This window comes from Stenotrophomonas sp. YJH_SMC_133, assembly GCF_059370655.1.
Genome location: NZ_JCAFTW010000020.1, coordinates 1 through 20,519 on the forward strand (window position 1 = coordinate 1; position 20,519 = coordinate 20,519).

The window sequence follows — 20,519 nt, forward strand, 5'->3', positions numbered from 1 at the left end:
GGATGGCGCCATCGAGCCCCCAGGGGTGAGGGCGCTTTGCTTGCGAAGCACTGCTTCGCAAGCGCCCGAACGCACAGCCGCCAGCGGCTGGGCCGGACCCCGGAAGGGGGGTTTACGGCGTGTCCTGCCAGCCCACACCGCTCCGCCAAACCAGTAGAAAACCAGAGCCGCTTTGGCATTTGACGTTGCCGTTGCTTGAAGCAGGTGCAGGGCTGCAAGCCCTGCCGATACCCTCACTCCGCCGGGCAGTACGCCTTGATGGCCGCTTCAGCCAATCCTTTCTGCGCGCTGCGCTGTTCCGCGGTCAACGCGGTATCGGCCTTCCCGTCGCCATTGGTGTCCTGCATCACCTGGCCGGAGCCTTCCAGCAGGGCCAGGTTGGCACGGGCGGTGCTGCACTGCTCCGGCACCGGCGCGGCCGGGGTCTCGGCGCTGGCCGCGGCCTGCGGGGTGCGGGCCTGTTCGCGGGTCTCGAACTTCTTGCCCGCCGGCGGGGTCTCCGAATACTGGGTCACGCCATGGGAGTCCTTCCATTTATAGACCGGGCCGGCCACGGCGTTGGCACTGGCCAACAGCAGCAGGCATCCAAGGCAGGACAGGGCACGCATGGCAAACTCCGCGGAATGGGCGTAGAACGCCGATTGCAGCATTGGCGCCGAGCACTGGCAAGTCGATTAAACTGGATTCCATGGACCCGATCACACCGCCGCCGCGTTCGCGCACGATTTACCTGCTGCCCAACCTGTTCACCACCGCCGGCCTGTTCGCCGGCTTCTACGCGATCATCGCCGCGGCCAACGGGGATTTCGTCAATGCCAGCATCGCCGTGTTCGTGGCGGCGGTGATGGATGGCCTGGACGGGCGCGTGGCGCGCCTGACCGGTACCAGCAGCGAGTTCGGCGTCCAGTACGACTCGCTGGCCGACCTGGTCAGCTTCGGCATGGCCCCGGCGCTGGTGATGTACCACTGGTCGCTGTCGTGGCTGAAGTTCGATGACCCGCTGCTCGGCCGCGTCGGCTGGGCCGTGGCCTTCCTGTATGCCGCCTGCGCGGCGCTGCGCCTGGCCCGCTTCAACACCCAGGTCGCGGTGGTCGACAAGCGCTGGTTCGTCGGCCTGGCCAGCCCGGCCGCGGCCGGGCTGATGATGTCCTTCGTCTGGGCCTTCGCCGATGGCAACCTGGGCTGGGACGGCAACCAGCTGCGCTACGTGGCGCTGGCGGTGACGATCGTCGCGGCGCTGTTGATGGTCAGCCGTATCCGCTTCTGGAGCTTCAAGGGTGGCGGCGCCAAGGGCACCCGTTCCGACCGCGTGCCGTTCCTGGTGCTGGCCCTGGTGCCGGTCGCCATCGCCATCGCGGTCATTGATCTGCCGCGCGTGCTGTTCACGGTCGGCATCCTGTACGCCTTGTCCGGCCCGGTGATGTGGGCCGTGCAGCGCCTGCGCAAGAAGCCCGAGGCCGCGTGAGCCAGGAACTGCCCGTGCTGTGGTCACCGGCCCAGCAGGCCTGGCTGCAGGCCATGGGCTACACCGTCTATCACGACGGCCAGTTGGCTGCGGAGCTGGATGCCGCGCTGCAGTTGAGCGTGGCCGAAGCCGATGCGGCTGCCGCGCCAGCGGTGGAGCAGGTGCGGGCACCAATCGCACCCGCGCGCGAGCCTCCGGTTGAAGCCAAACCGGGTTCCCGCCAGGAACGCCCGGTGCCGCCGCGTCGCGAGACCCCGGTCAGCGCACCGGACACCGCGCCCGCCGCTGCCCGCCCGCTGCCGGGTGGCAGTGCGCGGCAGCCGGTGGTGCGGCTCCCGGATCGCCTGCAGATCGCATTGCTGCGTGCCTCCGGCTGTAATCCCAACGACCCTGCCACGCAGGCGCTGATGGACAGCTGGCCGCTGGACCAGCTGCGTCAGGACCCGGCCGCCAAGCGCGCGTTGTGGCCGCAACTGCGCGCCCTGCGCAAGCGGGGCGCACCATGAGTGCGGTCAGCCAGCCCGGCCCGGTCAGCCTGCGCGCATTGCGCGAGAGCGACCTCAATGCGGTGATGGCGATTGAAGTGCGTGGGTATCCGTTCCCATGGACCCGCGGCATCTTCGTTGATTGCCTGCGTGCCGGTTATCCCGGCCTGGCGATGGAGCGCGATGGCCAGCTGATCGGCTACGGCGTGCTCAGCATTGCCGCCGATGAGGCACATGTATTGAACATCTGCATCGATCCGCTGGCGCAGTCGCGTGGGCTGGGTCGTCAACTGCTGCGCGCACTGGTGCAGCTGGCAGGCAACCGCGGTGCGCAGCGTGTATTCCTGGAAGTGCGTCCGTCCAACACGCCGGCGCTGGCGCTGTACCACAGCGAAGGCTTCAACGAGATCGGCCGTCGTCCGCGCTACTATCCGGCCGCACAGGGCCGCGAAGACGCGGTGGTGATGGCGATCGAACTGGTCGACGGCGACCTGCAGACGATGCCGCCGTTGTAACGGAGAAGGGTTGCCGGCCAGCGGCCGGCACTACCGGTGGATCTCCGCTGTCATCGACACGTCACCTGCCGTGGTAGGTGCCAACCTTGGTTGGCACGCTTTTCTCACGCCAGCCGCAGTGCCAACACACCGCCGACGATCAGCGCCGCCGCCAGCCAGCGCGCGCGCGGAATCCGCTCGCGCAGCAGGAACACCGAGATCAGCAACGCGAACAGGATCGACGATTCGCGCAGCGCCGAGACCATCGCCACCGGCGCCTGGGTCATGGCCCACAATGCCATCGCGTAGGACGCCGTGGTGCCGACGCCACCGGCCAGTCCCAGCGGCCAGTGCTGGCGCGCATAGTCCAGCACTGCGCTGCCGCGGGTGTACAACGCCCACAGCGGTAATGGGATGCCTGACAGCAGGAACAGCCACAGCGTATAGCTGAGCGCACTACCGGACTGGCGCGCGCCCTGCGCATCGACCAGGGTGTAGGTAGCGATCATCGCCGCGGTCAGCAGCGGCAGCCGCAGCTGGCCGCCACGTGCGCCCAGTGCCATGCACAGGATGCCGGTGCTCACCAGCACCACGCCCAGCCACGCCGCCGGGGGCAGTTGCTCGCCCAGCAGGGTGCCGGCCAGCGCAACCAGGATCGGCGCGCTGCCACGCATCAGCGGATAGGCCAGGCTCATGTCGACCTGCTGGTAGCAGCGTGCCACCAGTCCGTAGTAGGTCACCTGCAGCAGCACGGACGCAGCCAGCCAGGGCCAGCTGTGCGCGGCCGGGAACGGCAGGAAGGGCAGGGCGGCCGCCGACAGCAGCGCGGCGCTGCCGGTGACCAGCACGGTGCCGAGGAACTTGTCCGGCCCGCGTTTGACGATCGCATTCCAGCTGGCATGCAGGGCCGCAGCCGCGAGGACCAGCAGGAAGATGGAAAGAGGCATCGGGCGATGATGCCATGCCGGGGAAATGTTCCGGGTTTGGTGGGTGCCAACCTTGGTTGGCACATCGCTCAGTGCGGACCAAGGTCCGCACCCACCAGAGCGGGGCAGGGCAGGTGCCAACCCTGGTTGGCACGCACCAGAGCGCGGCGCTTAGAGCTTCGCGCGCTGCTCGCGCAGGCCGGCCAGCTGGGTGTTCCAGTCGGCCAGTCGCACGCGCTCCTGCTCGACCACGGCCGGCGGCACCTTGTCGGTGAACTTGGCCAGCTTGGTCTCGCTCTTTTCCTTCTCCGCTTCGACGCGGGCGATTTCCTTGTCCAGGCGCACGCGCTCGGCATCGAGATCGACCAGGCCTTCCAGCGGCACCAGCAGCTTCAGCTCGCCCACGATCGCGGCGGCGGCCGGCGGTGCGCTTTCGCCTTCGGCCAGCCACTGGATGCTGTCCAGCTTCAGCAGGAACGACAGCGAGGCGCTGAAGCGTTCGATGCGCACGCGGTCCTGCTCCAGCCCGGCCTGCAGGCGCAGTGGCACCAGCTTGGACGGCGCGACGTTCAGCTCACTGCGCACGCGGCGCACGGCACTGATCACCGCCTTCAGCCATTCCACGTCGGCCTCGGCCTGGGCGAAATCGCCTTCGAACTCGGCGGCGGTCGGGTACGGGCGCAGCGACAGCGTGGTTTCGGCCAGGCCCAGGCGCGGGGCCAGCTGCTGCCACAGCTGTTCGGTGATGAACGGCGTGAGCGGGTGCAGCAGGCGCAGCAGCGCTTCCAGCACGTACAGCAGGGTGTGGCGGGTGCTTTCGGCGTCGGCGGCGTCTGCGCCGTTCAGTGCCGGCTTGCTCAGTTCCAGGAACCAGTCGCAGAACGCGTTCCAGGCGAACTCGTACAGGCACTGCGCCAGCAGGTCGAAGCGGTAGGCGGCGAAATGGCCCTGCGCTTCGGCGGTGGTGGCGGCCAGGCGCGAGAGGATCCAGCGCTCGGCATCGGTACGCGGCCTGGGCACGCCGGTGAACGCCGCGCCCTCGGTGTTCATCAGCGCGAAGCGGCTGGCGTTCCACAGCTTGTTGCAGAAGTTCTTGTAGCCCTCGGCGCGGTTCATGTCGAACTTGATGTCGCGGCCGTGGGTGGCCAGCGCGGCGATGGTGAAGCGCAGCGCATCGGCACCGTGGGCGGCGATGCCGTCCGGGAATTCCTTGCGGGTGGCCTTCTCGATCTTCTCAACCATCTTCGGCTGCATCAGGCCGCCGGTGCGCTTGGCGACCAGGTCGTCGATGGTGATGCCGTCGATGATGTCCAGCGGGTCGAGCACGTTGCCCTTGCTCTTGGACATCTTCTGGCCCTGGCCGTCGCGGATCAGGCCGGTGAAGTAGACGTCCTTGAACGGGATCTTCCCGACCAGGTTGTCGGTGGCCATGATCATGCGCGCCACCCAGAAGAAGATGATGTCGAAGCCGGTGATCAGCACCGACGACGGCAGGTAGCGATCAAAGCCACGCTCGGCCATGGCCTGCTCGTTGGGCCAGCCCAGGGTGGAGAACGGCCACAGCTGCGAGGAGAACCAGGTCTCCAGCACGTCGCTTTCCTGGTTCAGCACCACGTCGCTGCCCAGGTTGTGCTTCGCCCGTACTTCCTCTTCGCTGCGACCGACGTAGCAGCTGCCGGTGGCTTCGTCGAACCACGCCGGAATGCGGTGGCCCCACCACAGCTGGCGGCTGATGCACCAGTCCTGGATGTTGTTCATCCAGTGGCGGTAGGTGTTGATCCAGTTCGGCGGCACGAAGGAAATGCTTCCGTCCTCGACCAGTTCCAGGCCGCGCTTGGCCAGGTCGTCCATCTTCACGAACCACTGGTCGGTCAGGTACGGCTCGATCACCTGGCCGGTGCGGTCACCGCGCGGCACCTGCAGCTTGTGCGCCTTGGTCTCGACCAGGATGCCCAGGTCTTCCAGTTCGGCCAGCACGGCCTTGCGCGCGGCGTAGCGGTCCAGACCCTGGAAACGCTCCGGCGCGTTTTCGTTCAGCGCTGCCACCGGGGTGAACAGGTTGATCATCGGCAGGCTGTGGCGCACGCCCACTTCGTAGTCGTTGAAATCATGCGCTGGGGTGACCTTGACCACGCCGGTGCCGAACGCGCGGTCCACGTAGTCGTCGGCGATCACCGGCACGCGGCGGCCGGTCAGCGGCAGCACCACGCTCTTGCCGATCAGGTGCGCGTAGCGCTCGTCTTCCGGGTGCACCATCACCGCGGTATCGCCCAGCAGGGTTTCCGGGCGGGTGGTGGCGACCACCAGGTAGTCGCGGGTTTCGCGCAGGGTTTCCACGCCGTCGGCATCGCGCTCGACGTGCTCGTAGCTCAGGCCCTCATCCAGCGTGTAGGCGATCGACCACAGGAAGCCGTCTTCCTCGGCGCTCTCCACTTCCAGGTCGGAAATGGCGGTCTTCAGCACCGGGTCCCAGTTGACCAGGCGCTGGCCGCGGTAGATCAGGCCCTGCTCGTACCAGCGCACGAAGGCTTCGTTGACCGCCGCCGACGGCTGCGGGTCCATGGTGAAGGTGCTGCGCGACCAGTCGGCGGAGGTGCCGAGGCGGCGCATCTGGCGCTCGATGGTATCGCCGGACTGCTGCTTCCACTCCCAGACCTTGCCGATGAAGCCTTCGCGGCCCAGCGAATCACGGGTCTCGCCCTTGCCTTCCAGCGCCAGGTTGCGGCTGACCACCATTTCGGTGGCGATGCCGGCGTGGTCGGTACCGACCTGCCACAGCGTGTCGTAGCCGCGCATGCGGTGGTAGCGCACCAGCGCGTCCATCAGGGTCTGCTGGAACGCATGGCCCATGTGCAGCGTGCCGGTCACGTTCGGCGGCGGCAGCAGGATGGTGTACGGCTCGCCCTTGCCGGACGGCTTGAAGTGGCCGGCCTTCTCCCAGGCCTCGTAGAGGTCGGTCTCGAAGGACTTCGGGTCGTAGCTGGAGGCGAGTTGGGTCATGCGGGGGAACCAGGAGGTAATCGTTGAAGGATCAGGGCGCGGCGGCGGCCCATCAAGGGGGCCGGGGCGCGCTTACATGTCGTGCTTGTTCAGCTCGTAACCGGCGGCCTTGTACTGGCGCCAGCGTTCGCGCAGCGGTTCGCGCGCTTCCGGATCGGCCGGGACCACTTCCAGCACGCGTTCGCACTGGCCCAGCCAGGGTTCATCGCGCAGGTTGATCACCAGCGGGCGTGCCGGCGCGTCGGTGCCGGGTACGGCGATCAGCACCAGGGCCTCTTCCTCGTCCATGTCTTCGCCGGCGATCTGGTGCGGGATGTAGGCATCGTTGTCGAACGCCCACAGCAGCTCGTCCAGCTCCTCGGCCTGGGCCTGGTCGCGGGCCAGCACCAGGGTGAACAACCCGGCGTCGTTGGCCTTGCGCGCCAGTTCGCAGACCAGGCGCAGCGGCTCGGTCAGGAAGCGGGGCTTGGCGATCAGGTAGAAGTCGGCGCGGGGCATGGCAGGATCCGGGTCAGGCAGGGGCCCGGCGGTGCCGGGCGAAGCCCTGGCCAGCGGGGGCCGGCCAGGGTCGGGTACGGCATCAGGCGCGGGCGGCCTGGTCCAGCAGCCACTGGCTCAGCAGGCCGACCGGGCGGCCGGTGGCCATGCCACGCTTGCCTTCATCGCTGGCCACGCCGGCGATGTCCAGATGGGCCCAGCGCTGGCCTTCGGTGAAGCGCGACAGGAAGCAGCCCGCGGTGATCGCGCCGGCCCAGCGGCCGCCGATGTTGTAGACGTCGGCGAAGGTCGAATCCAGCATCGGCTGGTACTCGTCCCACAACGGCAGGCGCCAGGCGCGGTCGAACACATGCTCGCCGGCGGCCAGCAGTTCATTGGCCAGGTCGTCGTGCTTGCTCATCAGGCCGGCGGTCTGGTGGCCCAGGGCGACCATGCAGGCACCGGTCAGGGTGGCGACGTCGACCAGCGCGGCCGGTTCGAAGCGCTGCGCATAGGTCAGCGCATCGCACAGGATCAGGCGGCCTTCGGCGTCGGTGTTGCCCACTTCGATGGTCTTGCCCGACATCGAGGTGATCACGTCGGACGGGCGGTAGGCGTTGCCGTCGATGGCGTTTTCCACCGCCGGCACCACCACCACCAGGTTCAGCGGCAGCTTGGCCTTGACCGCGGCGACGAAGGTGCCGATGACGTTGGCGCCACCGCACATGTCGTACTTCATCTCTTCGATGCCGCCCTGGGTCTTCAGGTTGACGCCACCGGTGTCGAAGGTGATGCCCTTGCCGACCAGCACGTACGGCTTGGCGTCGCCGCCGCCGCCGGTCCACTTCAGCACCACCAGGCGCGGGCGGTTGGCCGAACCACGGGCCACGGCCAGCAGCGAGCCCATGCCCAGCGCTTCCATCTGGTGCTCATCGAGAATCTCGGCCTCGGCACCGTCATGCTCACCGGCGAACTTCACGCCCACCTCGGCCAGGTAGGCCGGGGTGCAGTAGTTCGGCGGCAGGTTGCCCAGCTCGCGGGCGAACTCGACACCGGCGGCGATGGCCTGGCCCTGGGCCAGGGCCTGGGCGTCGTCACCGGCGATGGCCAGCTGGGCCAGGCCGGCGTCGTCGGCCTTCTTCTTGCCCAGAGTGGCGGTGTAGCGGTAGGCAGCGTGATCGGCGGCGATCACCGCCTGGCGGATCGCCCAGGCCGCGTCGCGGTCCTTGATGGCCACTTCGGACAGGGTGAACAGTGCGCTGCGGGTAGCGCCCGCCTTCAGCGCGCGCACGGCGTCGCCAACGGCCTTCAGGTACTGCGGCACACCGAAGCGGGCGGCGTCACCGAGGCCGACCACCAGCACGCGCGGGGCGGACACGCCCGGCAGGTCGTGCAGCAGGGTGGTGGCGCCGGTCTTGCCGGACAGGTCGCCGCGCTGGGCCAGCGAGGCCAGGCGGCCGCCGCTGGCGGCGTCCAGGGCCTGTGCGGCGGGGGTCAGGGTATGGTCGGCATACGCGCCGACCACCAGGCAATCAACGGCGGCGGCGGCCGGAGCAACGTGGTTCAGGGTGAATTCGAGGGCCATTGAGCAGATTCCATTGGCGAGTCCGTACAATCGCAGGCCGTTTACGCCCAGACAGTAGACTGGGCGGCACCGCGAACGAACCCCAGAGTTTAAACCACCGCCCCATGCTGAAGCTCGACCGATACCTGCTGGGCGATTTCGTCCAGAGTTTCCTGGCTACCCTGATCGTCCTGCTGGTGGTCAGCGTGGGCGGCGTGCTGGTGGACATCCTCGGCAACATCGCCGACGGGCGCCTGCCGGCCAAGCTGCTGTTCTCCCAGCTGGGCCTGCAGTTCATCGCCTACCTGCCACTGATCCTGCCGCTGGCGTTGATGCTGGGCCTGCTGCTGGCGGTGGCCCGTCTCTACCGCGACTCGGAAATGGCCGTCATCACTGCCATTGGCGTGGGCCCCAAACGCCTGCTGCGGCCGCTGCTGATGCTGGTGGTGCCGGTGGTGGCGCTGGTCGGCGCCTGCTCCTTGTGGCTGGGCCCGTGGGCCGGCCGGGTGGCCGAGCAGATGATCATCGAGGCCAATCGAAGCGTGCTGATGGCGGGCCTGGAGCCGGGCCGCTTCACCCAGCTGCCCAATGGTGGCGTGGTCTACCTGTCCTCGATCTCGCCCGATGGTACCCAGCTGGGCCGGGTCTTCCTGCAGCGGCAGAAGGACGATCGCCTGGAAGTCGTGTCCGCCGCAGGGGGGCGCATGTTCTTCGAAGGCGCCCGCCAGCGCTTCCTGGAGCTGGATGATGGCCACCAGGTGGAAGGACCGGTGGCCGGGGGACTGGATTACCGCCTGGCCACCTTCGCCCGCAATGATGTGGCCCTGCCCGACGGTGCACAGACCCGTACCGGTGATGATCCGGAACTGATGCCGACCACGCAGCTGTTCGGCGATGACCGGCCCGAGGCGCAGGCACAGCTGCATCGCCGCCTTGCCCCGCCGTTGATCGCACTGGCGTTTGCGCTGCTGACCGTGCCGCTGGGCCGTAGCTCGCCGCGCCAGCAGCGCTACGGGCGGATGATGCTGGCGCTGATGGCCTACATGGTCGGCACCAACCTGATGTTCATCGGCAGTGGCTGGATCGCCAACGGCAAGATTCCGCCTGCGCTTGGCCTGTGGTGGCTGACCCTGCCGCTGCTGGCGCTGGCGATCTGGATGTATGCACGTGATGGCCGCCTGGGCCGCCCGAAGGGAGCCCGCGCATGAGGCTGCGCCCGATGCGTTTCGACCTGTACCTGGGGCGTTCGGTGTTCACCACCGTGCTGCTGACCTGGGCGGTGCTGGTGGGCCTGGACGTGGTGATGGCCTTCTCCGGCGAGTTCAAGGACATCGGCAAGAACGGCTACACGCTGGGCCACGCTGCTGCCTGGGTGCTGTACACCGTGCCGCGCCGTGCCTACACCTTCTTCCCGACCGCTGCGGTGATCGGCTCACTGATGGGCCTGGGCCAGCTGGCGGCGACCTCGGAGCTGACCGCGCTGCGTGCGCTGGGCCTGTCGCGCAAGCGCCTGAGCGTATCGGTGGCCATCGCCCTGTCGCTGCTGACCGCAGTGATGGTGCTCAGCGCCGAGACGCTGGGCCCCTGGGGCCAGGACCGTGCCGATGCGCTGAAGTCCAGTGCCAAATGGGGGCGGGACATCTCCACCACCCGCTATTCCGGCCTGTGGGCGCGCGAGGGCGATACCTTCCTCAGCGCCGCCGGTGGCGAAGAGCAGCTGGTGGGCGACAAGGGCACGCGGTTGATCCTGCGTGACGTGCGCCTGTATCGCATCGCCGAGGATGGTCGGATCGCCTCGCTGACCCATGCGGACACGGCCGAGCATGACCGTGACGGCTGGGTGCTGACCGGCGTGCGCCGCGATACCTTCGGTGAACGTTCGGCCACGCGCGAGGAAGTGGCGCGCGAGCCGTGGAACTCCAAGCTGGACGCTGGCGCGCTGGCCACCGGCATCGCCAAGCCGCGCAACCTCAGCGTGGCCGAACTGCGCACCAGCATCGAATACCGCGAGCGCAACGGTCTGGATGCGCGCGACTACGAGGATGTGTACTGGAGCCGCTGGTTCTACCCGGTGAACGTGCTGGCGCTGTGCCTGGCGGCGGTGCCGTTCGCGTTCGGCTCGCTGCGCAGTGGTGGCATGGGCAAGCGCCTGTTCCTCGGCATCCTGTTCGCGCTGGGCTTCTGGCTTCTGCAGCTGTTCTTCGGCCGCATGGCCGGCGCGTTGAAGTTCGATTACCGCATTGCCTATGCGTTGCCGCCGATCGTGATGCTGGCGATATCGGGACTGCTGTTCCGACGCAAGTCGGGTTGATCCTCGTTGTTGTAGAGCCGAAGGTAGCGGCAGGAGCCGCTGCCAACGTCGCTGGCGACGGCCTGAAGGGTGCCGGCCAGGACGGCAGGCATAGCCCACGCTCGGCTGCTTTGCGCGCACCGCCCGCCAACCGAGCATCGGCTCGACTCTACACAAGCGCCGCGCTGGATCGGATTGAAAGGTGATGCGTTACCGCTTCGGCATGCGCAGCAGGCGGGTGCCGCTGGCGCGGTCGTGCCAGGTCAGCCGCTGGCGGTCAGCCCATGCCCACCAGAATCCCAGGCCGCCCAGCAGCAGCGACAGCGTGCCCACCACGAAGCGCAGCCAAAGCTGCGTGCGTCGCAGGGGCGCGCCATCACTCGATTCCAGCTTCAAGCGCCACGGCCGCATGCCCAGCGTCTGCCCACCGCGGCGCCAGCTGGCCGTGGCATACCACCCCGTGACCAGCCAGCACACCGCCCACAGCAGCCACTGCCAGGCGCTGAACGGTGCGATGTTCTCGCGCTGGGCGTGGCCGCTGAAGGTGTAGGCAAGGGTGAACAGGGTGCCGGCCAACATCCACAGCGCCAGCACCGGCAGCGCGTCGTAGACCATCGCCAGCACGCGCCACAGCAGCAATGCACGCGGGCGGGGCAGCTCGGTAGTGGCCGCAGGGGCCGTATCGATGGCGGGGCGGGACATGCGCCGAGCATACGCAATGCTGGCCGCATCCGCAGTGGCCCTCGTATCCTGCACGCATGGCCCTTGTTTCCACCCCCGCCGAACGCCGCCAGCTGGTCCAGCAACTGCCCGAACTGCGCGCCGACGACAGTATGCGCATCCAGCGCTTCCTCGATGCGATCTGGGCCGAGAACGGTCTGGCCCGCGCCACCCTCGACAGCTACCGGCGCGACCTGGAAGGGCTGGCGCGCTGGATGGATGGGCGCGATGGTGGCCTGGCCGGCATCGAGCGCCCGGGGTTGTTCGACTACCTGGCCTGGCGCACCCGTCATGGCTGGTCGCCGCGCAGCAATGCGCGGTTGCTGTCGGCGCTGCGGGCGTTCTTCGCCGATGGCGTGCGCCGTGGCGAACGCGGCGAGGACCCCAGCGCGCTGCTGGATCCGCCCAAGCTGCCACGATTGCTGCCCAAGGCGCTGGCCGAAAGCCAGATCGACGCGCTGTTGGCAGCGCCGGATATCGACAGCCCGCTGGGCCTGCGCGACCGCGCCATGCTGGAGTTGATGTACGCCGCCGGCCTGCGCGTGAGCGAGCTGGTGCTGCTGCCGGCCACCGCGGTCAACCTGCGCCAGGGCGTGCTGCGGGTCACCGGCAAGGGCAGCAAGGAACGGCTGGTGCCGCTGGGTGAGGAATCGCAGCACTGGCTGGAGCGCTATCTACAGGCATCGCGCCCGCTGCTGGTCGGCAAGGGCAAGGTGCAGGCGCTGGCCGATGGGCAGACCCCATTGTTTGTCGAGCCGACGCTGCATGCGCTGACCCGGCAGGCGTTCTGGCACCTGGTCAAGCGCCACGCGCAGGTGGCCGGCATCGACCCGGCGCGGATCAGCCCGCACGGCCTGCGCCACAGCTTCGCCACCCATCTGCTCAACCGCGGTGCCGACCTGCGCGCGCTGCAGATGCTGCTTGGCCACAGCTCGTTGTCGACCACCCAGATCTACACCCTGGTGGCGCGCGAGCACCTGCAGAAACTGCACGCCCGGCATCATCCGCGCGGCTGAGCCGTGTCCTGAACCCCGGCCCCGGGCGGTGCGCGGCGTCGCGGCCCGGTGCCGGTGGCTGTGTCAGAATCCGGGGTCTTCTTCTGTCGCGGACTGCTCCATGCTCCGATTTGCCATCGCCGCCGTGTTCGGTGCGCTCAGCCTGACTGCCTGCGCCCAGCCGGCCCCGCCAGCCGCCAAGGCGCCCGCCGCTGCTGCGGCCAAGGCCAGCCCGGCCGCGAATGCGCCCGCCGACCAGGCGGTACGCGCCGCGCTGACCGCGCTGAACCCCGGTTTCCAGGTGGATTACATCGGCGCCGCGCCGTTCCCCGGCTTCCGCGAGGTCGTCGTTTCCGGCCAGCTGCTGTACGTGTCCGATGACGGTCGCTACCTGTTCCAGTCGCAGCCGTACGACACGCGTGCCAAGGGCCCGGCCAACAGCGAAGGCCTGCTCGGCTACCGTCGCGATCTGCTGGCCAAGGCCAACCATGGCGACCGCATCGTGTTCGCCGCGCCGAATGCCAAGTACACCATCAGCGTGTTCACCGACATCGAGTGCGGCTATTGCCGCAAGCTGCACCAGGACATCGCCGAGCTCAACCGCAACGGTATCTCCGTCGAGTATCTGGCATTCCCGCGCATGGGCCTCGGCAGCAAGGACTACACCGACATGATCTCGGTCTGGTGTGCGGCCGATCGCCGCCAGGCACTGACCAACGCCAAGCGCGGTGGCAGCGTGCCGGCAAAGAACTGCACCAACCCGGTGGCGATGCAGTACGCACTGGGCCAGCAGCTGGGCGTGAACGGCACGCCGGCGATCTTCGCGCCGGACGGCACCCAGCTGGGGGGCTACCTGCCGCCGGCGCAGCTGCGCGCGGCGCTGGAAAAACTGTCGGCCAAGCGCTGATCGTAGCCGACCTTTTCCTGTAGAGCCGGGGATGCGTGCCGCATCCCCGGCTTTTTTCTTACTTCAGGCCATCACTGACCGCCTTGGTCAGCGTGCCCTGTGCATCGTCACCACTGAACTCCCAGACGAACGCGCCGCCCAGGCCCTGGGTCTTCACGTAACCCATCTTGCGGGTGATGTTGGCCGGGGTGTCGAAGCTCCACAGCGTGCTGCCGTTGTAGATCCAGGTGGCACCGGCGGTGTTGTCGGTGTAGCCCGGCCACGCCAGGTTCTTCAGCACCTTCCAGTCCTCGATGCCGGCTTCATACGTGCCCGGGGCAGCGCCGGTCGCGGTCTGGTACAGGCCGTTGTTGGCGTTGGCCACACCGGTCCAGCCACGCCCGTAGTAGCCGATGCCCAGGTTGAGCTTGGCGGCAGGCACGCCACGACTGATGAAGGCCTCGATGGCGTCGTTGCTGTTGTACAGCTTCTGGTCGCCGGTGGACGGATCATTCGGCGAATCAAACAGCGCCGACTGGTGATTGGTCTTCGCATCCCACGCGCCGTGGAAGTCGTAGGTCATCACGTTGATGTAGTCCAGGTACGGGTGGTACGCGGCCGGGTCGGTGACGCGGATCTTGTCGATGCCGGCACCCACCGCCACCGTCAGCAGCAGGCCCGGACGCACTGCATCGAGCTGGCGGCGGAACTCGGCCATCAGCGCGGTGAAGTTGGCGTTGTCTTCCGGCTTGCCGCATTCGATGCCGCACGCCACCGGGTATTCCCAGTCGATGTCGATGCCGTCGAACACGCCCAGCGCGGCACCGGCACCACCGGCACCGTCGGTTACCGGCAGGTTGCCCTTGATGTAGGCATCGATGCACGAGGCGACGAAGGCCTGGCGGTTTTCCGGGCGCGCCGCGCTGGAGAAGCCACGCGACCAGGTCCAGCCACCCAGCGAGATCAGCACCTTCATGCTCGGGTACTTGGCCTTGAGCTGCTTGAGCTGGTTCCAGTTGCCGCGCAGCGGCTGGTCCCAGGTATCGGCGCTGCCGCTGACACTCTCGGCGGCACTGAAGGCCTTGGTGTAGTCGGCGAAGGCATCACCACCGGCACCGCTGTTCGGATCCGACGGCTGGGTGACGCCCACTTCGCAGCGGTTGTTGCGCACGTTGCCGAAGGCGTAGTTGATGTGGGTCAGGCGCGCGGCCGAACCGCTGCTGTCGATGTTCTTGACCCGGTAGTTGCGGCCGTAGATGCCCCACTGGGTGAAGTAGCCGATGACCCGCTTGCCGGTGGTGCCGCCGTCACCGGCCAGCGTGGTGGCGCTGATCTCGGTGCCCTGCGCGGACGCGTTGCCGGCGTTGTCGCGGGCACGCACACGGTAGCGGTAAGTGGTCGATGCAGTCAGGCCGCCATCGACGTAGCTGGCACTGGATGGTGAACCGACCAGGCTGCCATTGCGGTACACGTCATAGCCGGCCACCCCGCTGCCACCGGTGTTGTCGGTGGACGGGCTCCAGCTGAGCGCGATGCTGTTGGCGGTACGTGTGCCGACCGCCAGTCCGCCCGGCACGCTCGGTGCGGTGGTATCGCCACCGGCGGCGTTGACGGTGATGGTGATGGTCGCGGTGCTGCTGGTGGCGTTGTTGTTGTCGGTGGCTACGGCGCGCAGGGTGTGGCTGCCGGCGCTGGCATTGGTCCAGCTGGCCGCATACGGCGCACTGGTGGCCACGCCCAGCGTGCTGCCATCGCGGAAGAACTCGACCTTGGCGACGCTGCCGTCCGGATCACTGGCGGTAGCGGTCACGTTGACCGTGCTGCCGGCGCTGAAGGTGGCGCCGTTGGCCGGCGAGGTCAGGCTGACCACCGGCGGCTGGTTGGCGCCGCTGCCATCGCAGGCACCGAGGTTGGTGTAATAGGGCGCACCGGCCGGATGGTCCGGCGGCGCGTTCCAGATGTCCTGGTTCGCCCGATAGAGGACGCCTCCTTTCTGCAGGGTATCGCCGGCCCGGTAGATCTTGGCCTGGTCCCACTGGGCCACGCCGGCACAGCTGGCGGCCTGCGCCAGGCCGGGCAGGGCAGCGGCACCGGCGGCCACGGCGAGCAGCCAGGCCAGGCGGCGGGGACGACAGCTTCGGGTCGCACGTTCGGCACTGCGCACAATCGGGTCGTACATGGGTAAGTCTCCGATCAAAGGGCGCGCGGGCCCCGATGGCGCCGCGCGTGACGCAGGTCCGGGCGTCGCCCGGGAAGGCGACGGGTGGGGCCGGACGGAGGTACCTGGGAGGCCGGGGAGAGAGTCCGGCGCCAGGTGGGGACAACGTTGTCATCAATTGTGTGGTCAATCCGTGAGCAAGTGCATGGTTCGAGGATTTGGGCGGAAAGCGGCGCTGCGCGCGGTCGGCGGCCATCGGCGGAGCCCCCTCGTGGCTGGTCGGCGCGCGAATTCATGGGTTTGGCCGGGTGGGTGGGGTCAGGCGGGGACGCCGTGAACCCGTCCCTGGGGGCTTGGCCGCGGCATCCATGCCGCGGACACCCCGCCTGACCCCACCCACCCGGCCCCTGACAGGTTCCTGCGCGGCCAGCCACGGAAGACAGAACAAAAGATCAAAAGCAAAAGCCGGTCGCTTCGCTCTTCAATGCCTGATTTCTGACTTCCTCTGGTTGCCGGCCAGCGGCCGGCACTACCGGGGAGCATCCACGCATGGCGTGGATCTACCGCAGATCGCGGAAATCTGTCGGAGGCGGGGTGGGTCCGGTGGCGGGGGTGTCCGCGGCATGGATGCCGCGGCCAAGCCCCCAGGGACGGGTTTACGGCGTCCCCCGCCACCGGACCCACCCCGCCATCCCACGGGAACCCCGCTTTTGCTTTGGCCGTTGCTGTTGCTGTTGCTGTTGCCCTGGCCTCGGCGGGTGCCGGGCGCCGCCCGGCCAGAGCCCTTCCCCCGCTTCCGGTACAATGTCGGGCCCGTTTCCCAACTACGGTTCCCCGGACATGATGGTCCTCGAGGGCGCGCCCGCCCTGTCGCCGTTCCGCCGCGAACGTCTTGAATCCCGCCTGCAGTCCATCGCTCCCTCCCTGCGCATCAGCGGTGCCTGGCACGTCTACTTCGTGCAGCCCGAAGGCAGCGTCGCTCCCGACCTCGCCACCCTGTGCCGCATCCTCGAAGCGGCGCCACAGGCCGAGGCCGTGGCCGACGGCGCGGTCAGCCGCATCGTGGTGCCGCGCCTGGGTACGCTGTCGCCGTGGTCGAGCAAGGCCACCGAACTGGTGCGCGGTGCCGGCCAGCCGGTAAGCCGGGTCGAGCGGGGCCTGCGTATCGACGTGCAGGGCTGGCCGGCCGATGCCGACGTGCAGCAGGCGCTGGTCAAGGCGCTGCACGACCCGATGACGCAGTCAGTGCTGGAGACCGTGCAGCAGGGCCAGGCGCTGTTCTCGGCGCCCGCCCGCGGCGAACTGGAACGCGTGCCGGTGGACCAGCTGGAGGCCGCCAACGAGCGCCTCGGCCTGGCCATGGCCCAGGACGAGATCGATTACCTGCGCGAACGCTTCACCGCGCTGGGCCGCTCGCCGTCGGACGTCGAACTGATGATGTTCGCGCAGGCCAATTCCGAGCACTGCCGCCACAAGATCTTCAACGCCAGCTGGACCATCGACGGCCAGGAGCAGGACCGCTCGCTGTTCCGGATGATCAAGAACACCCACCAGCAGACCCCGCAGCACACGCTCAGCGCGTACAGCGACAACGCCGCGGTGATCGAAGGCCATCCGGCGTCGCGCTACCGCCCGGATCCGGCCAGCGGCGAGTACCGTCGTGAACCGCAGGTGCCCAGCGCGTTCCAGATCAAGGTGGAGACCCACAACCACCCGACCGCCATCGCACCGTTCCCGGGCGCCTCGACCGGCGCCGGTGGTGAAATCCGCGACGAAGGCGCGACCGGCCGCGGCGGCAAGCCGAAGGCCGGCCTGACCGGTTTCTCGGTCTCGCACCTGCGCATTCCCGAGCTGCCGCAGCCATGGGAAGCGCCGCGCGCGCTGAACCCGCGCATGGCGCCCGCGCTGGAAATCATGACCGATGGTCCGCTCGGCGGCGCGGCGTTCAACAACGAGTTCGGCCGCCCGAACCTGCTTGGCTACTTCCGCAGCTTCGAGCTGCCTGAAGGCACCGACCTGGTGCGTGCCTACGACAAGCCGATCATGCTGGCCGGCGGCCTCGGCGCCATCGACCGTACCCAGGTCGACAAGATCCAGCTGCAGCCCGGTGATGCGGTCATCGTGCTCGGTGGCCCAGCGATGCTGATCGGCCTGGGTGGCGGTGCCGCCAGCTCGGTGGCCTCCGGCGAAAGCGCCGAGGACCTGGACTTCGCCAGCGTGCAGCGCGACAACCCGGAAATGGAACGCCGCTGCCAGGAGGTCATCGACCGCTGCGTGGCGATGGGCAGCAACAACCCGATCAAGTTCTTCCACGACGTCGGTGCCGGTGGCCTGTCCAATGCCATCCCCGAGCTGCTGCACGACTCCAAGGTCGGTGGCGTGATCGATCTGGGCAAGGTGCCCACCGATGATCCGTCACTGTCGCCGATGCAGTTGTGGTGCAACGAATCGCAGGAACGCTACGTGCTCGGCGTCGCCCAGGAGCGCCTGGCCGAGTTCGCCGCGCTGTGCGCCCGCGAGCGCTGCCCGTTCGCTGCGGTCGGCGTGGCCACCGCCGAGGAACACCTGGTGGTGGCCTATGGCGCCGTGCCGGGCCACACCCCGGCCGATGCGCCGATCGACCTGCCGATGGACGTGCTGTTCGGCAAGCCGCCGAAGATGCACCGCGATACCGCACACCCGCCGGCACCGCGCTGGCCGGCGCTGAAGACCGCGGGCCTGGACCTGCAGGAAGCGGGCCTGCGCGTGCTTGCGCACCCGACGGTGGCCTCGAAGAACTTCCTGGTCACCATCGGTGACCGCAGCGTCGGTGGTCTGACCGCACGCGAACAGATGGTTGGCCCGTGGCAGCTGCCGGTGGCCGATGTGGCCATCACCGTGGCCGACTTCGACGGCGTGGCCGGCGAGGCGATGTCGATCGGCGAGCGCACCCCGCTGGCCCTGCTCGATGCGGCGGCTTCGGCACGCATGGCCGTGGGCGAAGCGTTGACCAACCTGTGCGCGGCCCCGGTCGATGCGCTGGATGAGATCAAACTGTCGGCGAACTGGATGGCCGCGGCCGGCCACCCGGGCGAAGACGCGCTGCTGTACGACGCGGTGAAGGCCGTGGGCATGGAACTGTGCCCGCAGTTGGACATCAGCATTCCGGTGGGCAAGGACTCGCTGTCGATGCAGGCGCAGTGGCACGACCAGGGCCAAGCGCACAAGAGCGTGTCGCCGGTGTCGCTGGTGATCTCTGCGTTCGCACCGGTCGCCGATGTGCGCCAGCAGCTGACCCCGCTGCTCGACCGCGACGTGGAAAGCGAGCTGTGGCTGATCGGCCTTGGCGCCGGCAAGCAGCGGCTGGGCGGTTCCATCCTGGCCCAGGTGCATGCCGACCACGGTGACCTGCCGGCGTTCGCCGGCGCTGCCCCGGATCTGGACGACCCGCAGCGCCTGCGTGGCTTCTTCGAGCTGATCCGCGATGCGCGCCAGGCCGGCCTGCTGCTGGCCTACCACGACCGCAGCGACGGCGGTGCCTTCGCCGCGCTGTGCGAAATGGCCTTCACTTCGCGCCTGGGGCTGGACATCACCCTCGATGCCTGGGGCGACGATCCATTCCGCAGCCTGTTCAACGAAGAGCTGGGCGCGGTGGTGCAGATCGCACGCGAAGACCGCGCAGCGTTCGCCGACCTGGTCGAGCGCCATGCACTGACCGAGTGCGCGCAGCGCATCGCCAAGCCGACCACCGCACCGGTGGTGCGCGTGTCGCTGGCTGGCGAGAACCTGGCTGAATGGCGCTGGGAGTCGCTGTTCGACGCATGGTGGTCGGTCACCCACGCGATGCAGAAGCGCCGCGACAACCCGGCCAACGCCGACGCCGAGCGTGAGATCGCCCGTGCCTTCAACGCACCGGGCCTGAAGCCCAAGCTCAGCTTCGACATCAATGAAGACGTGGCCGCCCCGTTCATCAGCACCGGTGCGCGTCCGCGCGTGGCCGTGCTGCGCGAGCAGGGCGTCAACGGCCAGATCGAAATGGCGAACATCTTCGAACGTGCCGGCTTCCGGCCCTTCGATGTGCACATGAGCGACCTGATCGAAGGCCGCGTCGCCCTGCAGGACTTCACCGGCCTGGTCGCCTGCGGCGGCTTCAGTTACGGCGACGTGCTTGGCGCTGGCCGTGGCTGGGCCACCTCGATCCTGGAGCGCAGCGCGCTGCGTGATGCCTTCGCCGCGTTCTTCGCGCGCGAGGACAGCTTCGCCCTGGGCGTGTGCAACGGCTGCCAGATGATGAGCCAGCTGAAGGACATCATTCCCGGTGCCGAACACTGGCCGCAGTTCCGCCGCAATGCCAGCGAGCAGTTCGAAGCCCGTACCGCGCTGCTGGAAGTGGTGGAATCTCCGTCGATCCTGCTGCGTGGCATGGCCGGTTCGCGCCTGCAGGTGGCAGTGGCGCATGGCGAAGGCCAGGCGGTGTTCGACAACGCGGTCGACCAGGCCGCGGCCCGTGTTTCGCTGCGCTATATCGATGGCCACGGCAACGTGGCCAGCCAGTACCCGCTGAATCCGAACGGTTCGCCGGACGGCATCACCGGCCTGACCAGCAGCGACGGCCGCGTGACCATCATGATGCCGCACCCGGAACGCACCCCGCGCGCGCTCAACATGAGCTGGGCCCCGGCCGAGTGGCAGGGTGATTCGCCGTGGATGCGCATGTTCCGCAACGCGCGGGTGTGGTGCGGCTGATCGCACCACACCGCGCAGGCATCAATGCCGTCGCGTATGGAAAAACCCGCCGTTGATCGGCGGGTTTTTTCTTTGCGCGTGTGAAAATCCTGATGTACCCGCGAGTTACATGGATTTTCAGGCGACAGGGTTACGTCACACGTCGCTAACAAAATCCTTTCATAAACAGGGAAAAGAGTGAACTGCTTCACGGCAATAGGATTTGTCGTGTCAAAGTCTTGACGATCTGCAAAGTTGCCGTTAACACTTGAACCCCGTTTCAGAATCATTCATTTCGCAGTAACCGGTTGGCGCACGCGCTCGGTTTTCTGTCGCTGCGCGCCGTTCGGCAATA

At 68.1% G+C, this 20,519-nt stretch carries 15 protein-coding genes; 8 read left to right on the forward strand and 7 right to left on the reverse strand.

Annotated features, from left to right (window positions below; genetic code table 11):
• Positions 1-233: 233 nt before the first annotated feature.
• Positions 234-608 (reverse strand): DUF4124 domain-containing protein, encoded by a 375-nt coding sequence (locus tag AC5P78_RS20320; protein WP_060379973.1) that lies wholly within the window; start codon positions 606-608, stop codon positions 234-236.
• Between the two features lie 80 nt (positions 609-688).
• Here AC5P78_RS20320 and pssA point away from each other — a divergent pair, with 80 nt between their 5' ends.
• Genes pssA through rimI form a run of 3 tightly spaced genes read left to right on the forward strand, consistent with a single transcriptional unit; the run spans position 689 to position 2,465 of the window.
• A complete protein-coding gene (gene pssA, locus AC5P78_RS20325; protein ID WP_012479098.1) occupies positions 689-1,465 on the forward strand; it encodes a CDP-diacylglycerol--serine O-phosphatidyltransferase in 777 nt (258 codons plus the stop codon).
• Positions 1,462-1,971 carry a hypothetical protein gene (locus AC5P78_RS20330; protein WP_099527094.1) on the forward strand — a complete coding sequence of 170 codons (510 nt, stop codon included), beginning with the start codon at positions 1,462-1,464 and terminating at the stop codon, positions 1,969-1,971. Before pssA ends, AC5P78_RS20330 begins: the two co-directional genes overlap by 4 nt.
• Positions 1,968-2,465, forward strand: coding sequence for a ribosomal protein S18-alanine N-acetyltransferase (gene rimI / locus AC5P78_RS20335; RefSeq protein WP_032964690.1), 498 nt, complete (start codon positions 1,968-1,970; stop codon positions 2,463-2,465). The genes AC5P78_RS20330 and rimI overlap by 4 nt, the downstream gene beginning before the upstream one ends.
• Positions 2,466-2,569: 104 nt before the next feature.
• Here rimI and AC5P78_RS20340 read toward each other — a convergent pair whose 3' ends face one another.
• From AC5P78_RS20340 to AC5P78_RS20355, 4 genes are all read right to left on the reverse strand, one after another.
• Positions 2,570-3,391 carry an EamA family transporter gene (locus AC5P78_RS20340; RefSeq protein WP_012479101.1) on the reverse strand — a complete coding sequence of 274 codons (822 nt, stop codon included), beginning with the start codon at positions 3,389-3,391 and terminating at the stop codon, positions 2,570-2,572.
• A 150-nt stretch (positions 3,392-3,541) separates the two neighbouring features.
• On the reverse strand, positions 3,542-6,370 hold the full coding sequence (locus tag AC5P78_RS20345) for a valine--tRNA ligase (RefSeq protein ID WP_164254933.1): 2,829 nt from the start codon (positions 6,368-6,370) through the stop codon (positions 3,542-3,544).
• A 72-nt stretch (positions 6,371-6,442) separates the two neighbouring features.
• A complete protein-coding gene (locus tag AC5P78_RS20350; RefSeq protein WP_005408012.1) occupies positions 6,443-6,868 on the reverse strand; it encodes a DNA polymerase III subunit chi in 426 nt (141 codons plus the stop codon).
• An 82-nt stretch (positions 6,869-6,950) separates the two neighbouring features.
• On the reverse strand, positions 6,951-8,432 hold the full coding sequence (locus tag AC5P78_RS20355) for a leucyl aminopeptidase (RefSeq protein ID WP_164254931.1): 1,482 nt from the start codon (positions 8,430-8,432) through the stop codon (positions 6,951-6,953).
• A gap of 104 nt (positions 8,433-8,536) precedes the next feature.
• On the opposite strand from AC5P78_RS20355, the gene lptF reads away from it, so the two are divergent.
• Both lptF and lptG read left to right on the forward strand, forming a co-directional pair.
• Positions 8,537-9,619 carry an LPS export ABC transporter permease LptF gene (gene lptF, locus AC5P78_RS20360; protein ID WP_005408014.1) on the forward strand — a complete coding sequence of 361 codons (1,083 nt, stop codon included), beginning with the start codon at positions 8,537-8,539 and terminating at the stop codon, positions 9,617-9,619.
• Positions 9,616-10,722 carry an LPS export ABC transporter permease LptG gene (lptG, locus tag AC5P78_RS20365; RefSeq protein WP_138970079.1) on the forward strand — a complete coding sequence of 369 codons (1,107 nt, stop codon included), beginning with the start codon at positions 9,616-9,618 and terminating at the stop codon, positions 10,720-10,722. Before lptF ends, lptG begins: the two co-directional genes overlap by 4 nt.
• A gap of 189 nt (positions 10,723-10,911) precedes the next feature.
• On the opposite strand, the gene AC5P78_RS20370 is transcribed toward lptG, so the two are convergent.
• Positions 10,912-11,403 (reverse strand): RDD family protein, encoded by a 492-nt coding sequence (locus AC5P78_RS20370; RefSeq protein WP_033834373.1) that lies wholly within the window; start codon positions 11,401-11,403, stop codon positions 10,912-10,914.
• Positions 11,404-11,459: 56 nt separating this feature from the next.
• On the opposite strand from AC5P78_RS20370, the gene xerD reads away from it, so the two are divergent.
• Both xerD and AC5P78_RS20380 read left to right on the forward strand, forming a co-directional pair.
• Positions 11,460-12,437 carry a site-specific tyrosine recombinase XerD gene (gene xerD / locus AC5P78_RS20375; RefSeq protein ID WP_024958537.1) on the forward strand — a complete coding sequence of 326 codons (978 nt, stop codon included), beginning with the start codon at positions 11,460-11,462 and terminating at the stop codon, positions 12,435-12,437.
• A gap of 100 nt (positions 12,438-12,537) precedes the next feature.
• Positions 12,538-13,323 carry a DsbC family protein gene (locus AC5P78_RS20380; RefSeq protein ID WP_065183701.1) on the forward strand — a complete coding sequence of 262 codons (786 nt, stop codon included), beginning with the start codon at positions 12,538-12,540 and terminating at the stop codon, positions 13,321-13,323.
• Between the two features lie 58 nt (positions 13,324-13,381).
• Here the strand turns inward: AC5P78_RS20380 and AC5P78_RS20385 are convergent, their stop codons facing one another.
• Positions 13,382-15,481 carry a glycosyl hydrolase family 18 protein gene (locus tag AC5P78_RS20385; RefSeq protein ID WP_012479108.1) on the reverse strand — a complete coding sequence of 700 codons (2,100 nt, stop codon included), beginning with the start codon at positions 15,479-15,481 and terminating at the stop codon, positions 13,382-13,384.
• Between the two features lie 819 nt (positions 15,482-16,300).
• Between AC5P78_RS20385 and purL the strand changes: the two genes are divergently transcribed.
• Positions 16,301-20,185: a phosphoribosylformylglycinamidine synthase gene (gene purL, locus AC5P78_RS20390; protein ID WP_495217348.1), complete on the forward strand. Its 3,885-nt coding sequence runs from the start codon at positions 16,301-16,303 to the stop codon at positions 20,183-20,185.
• Positions 20,186-20,519: the final 334 nt, after the last annotated feature.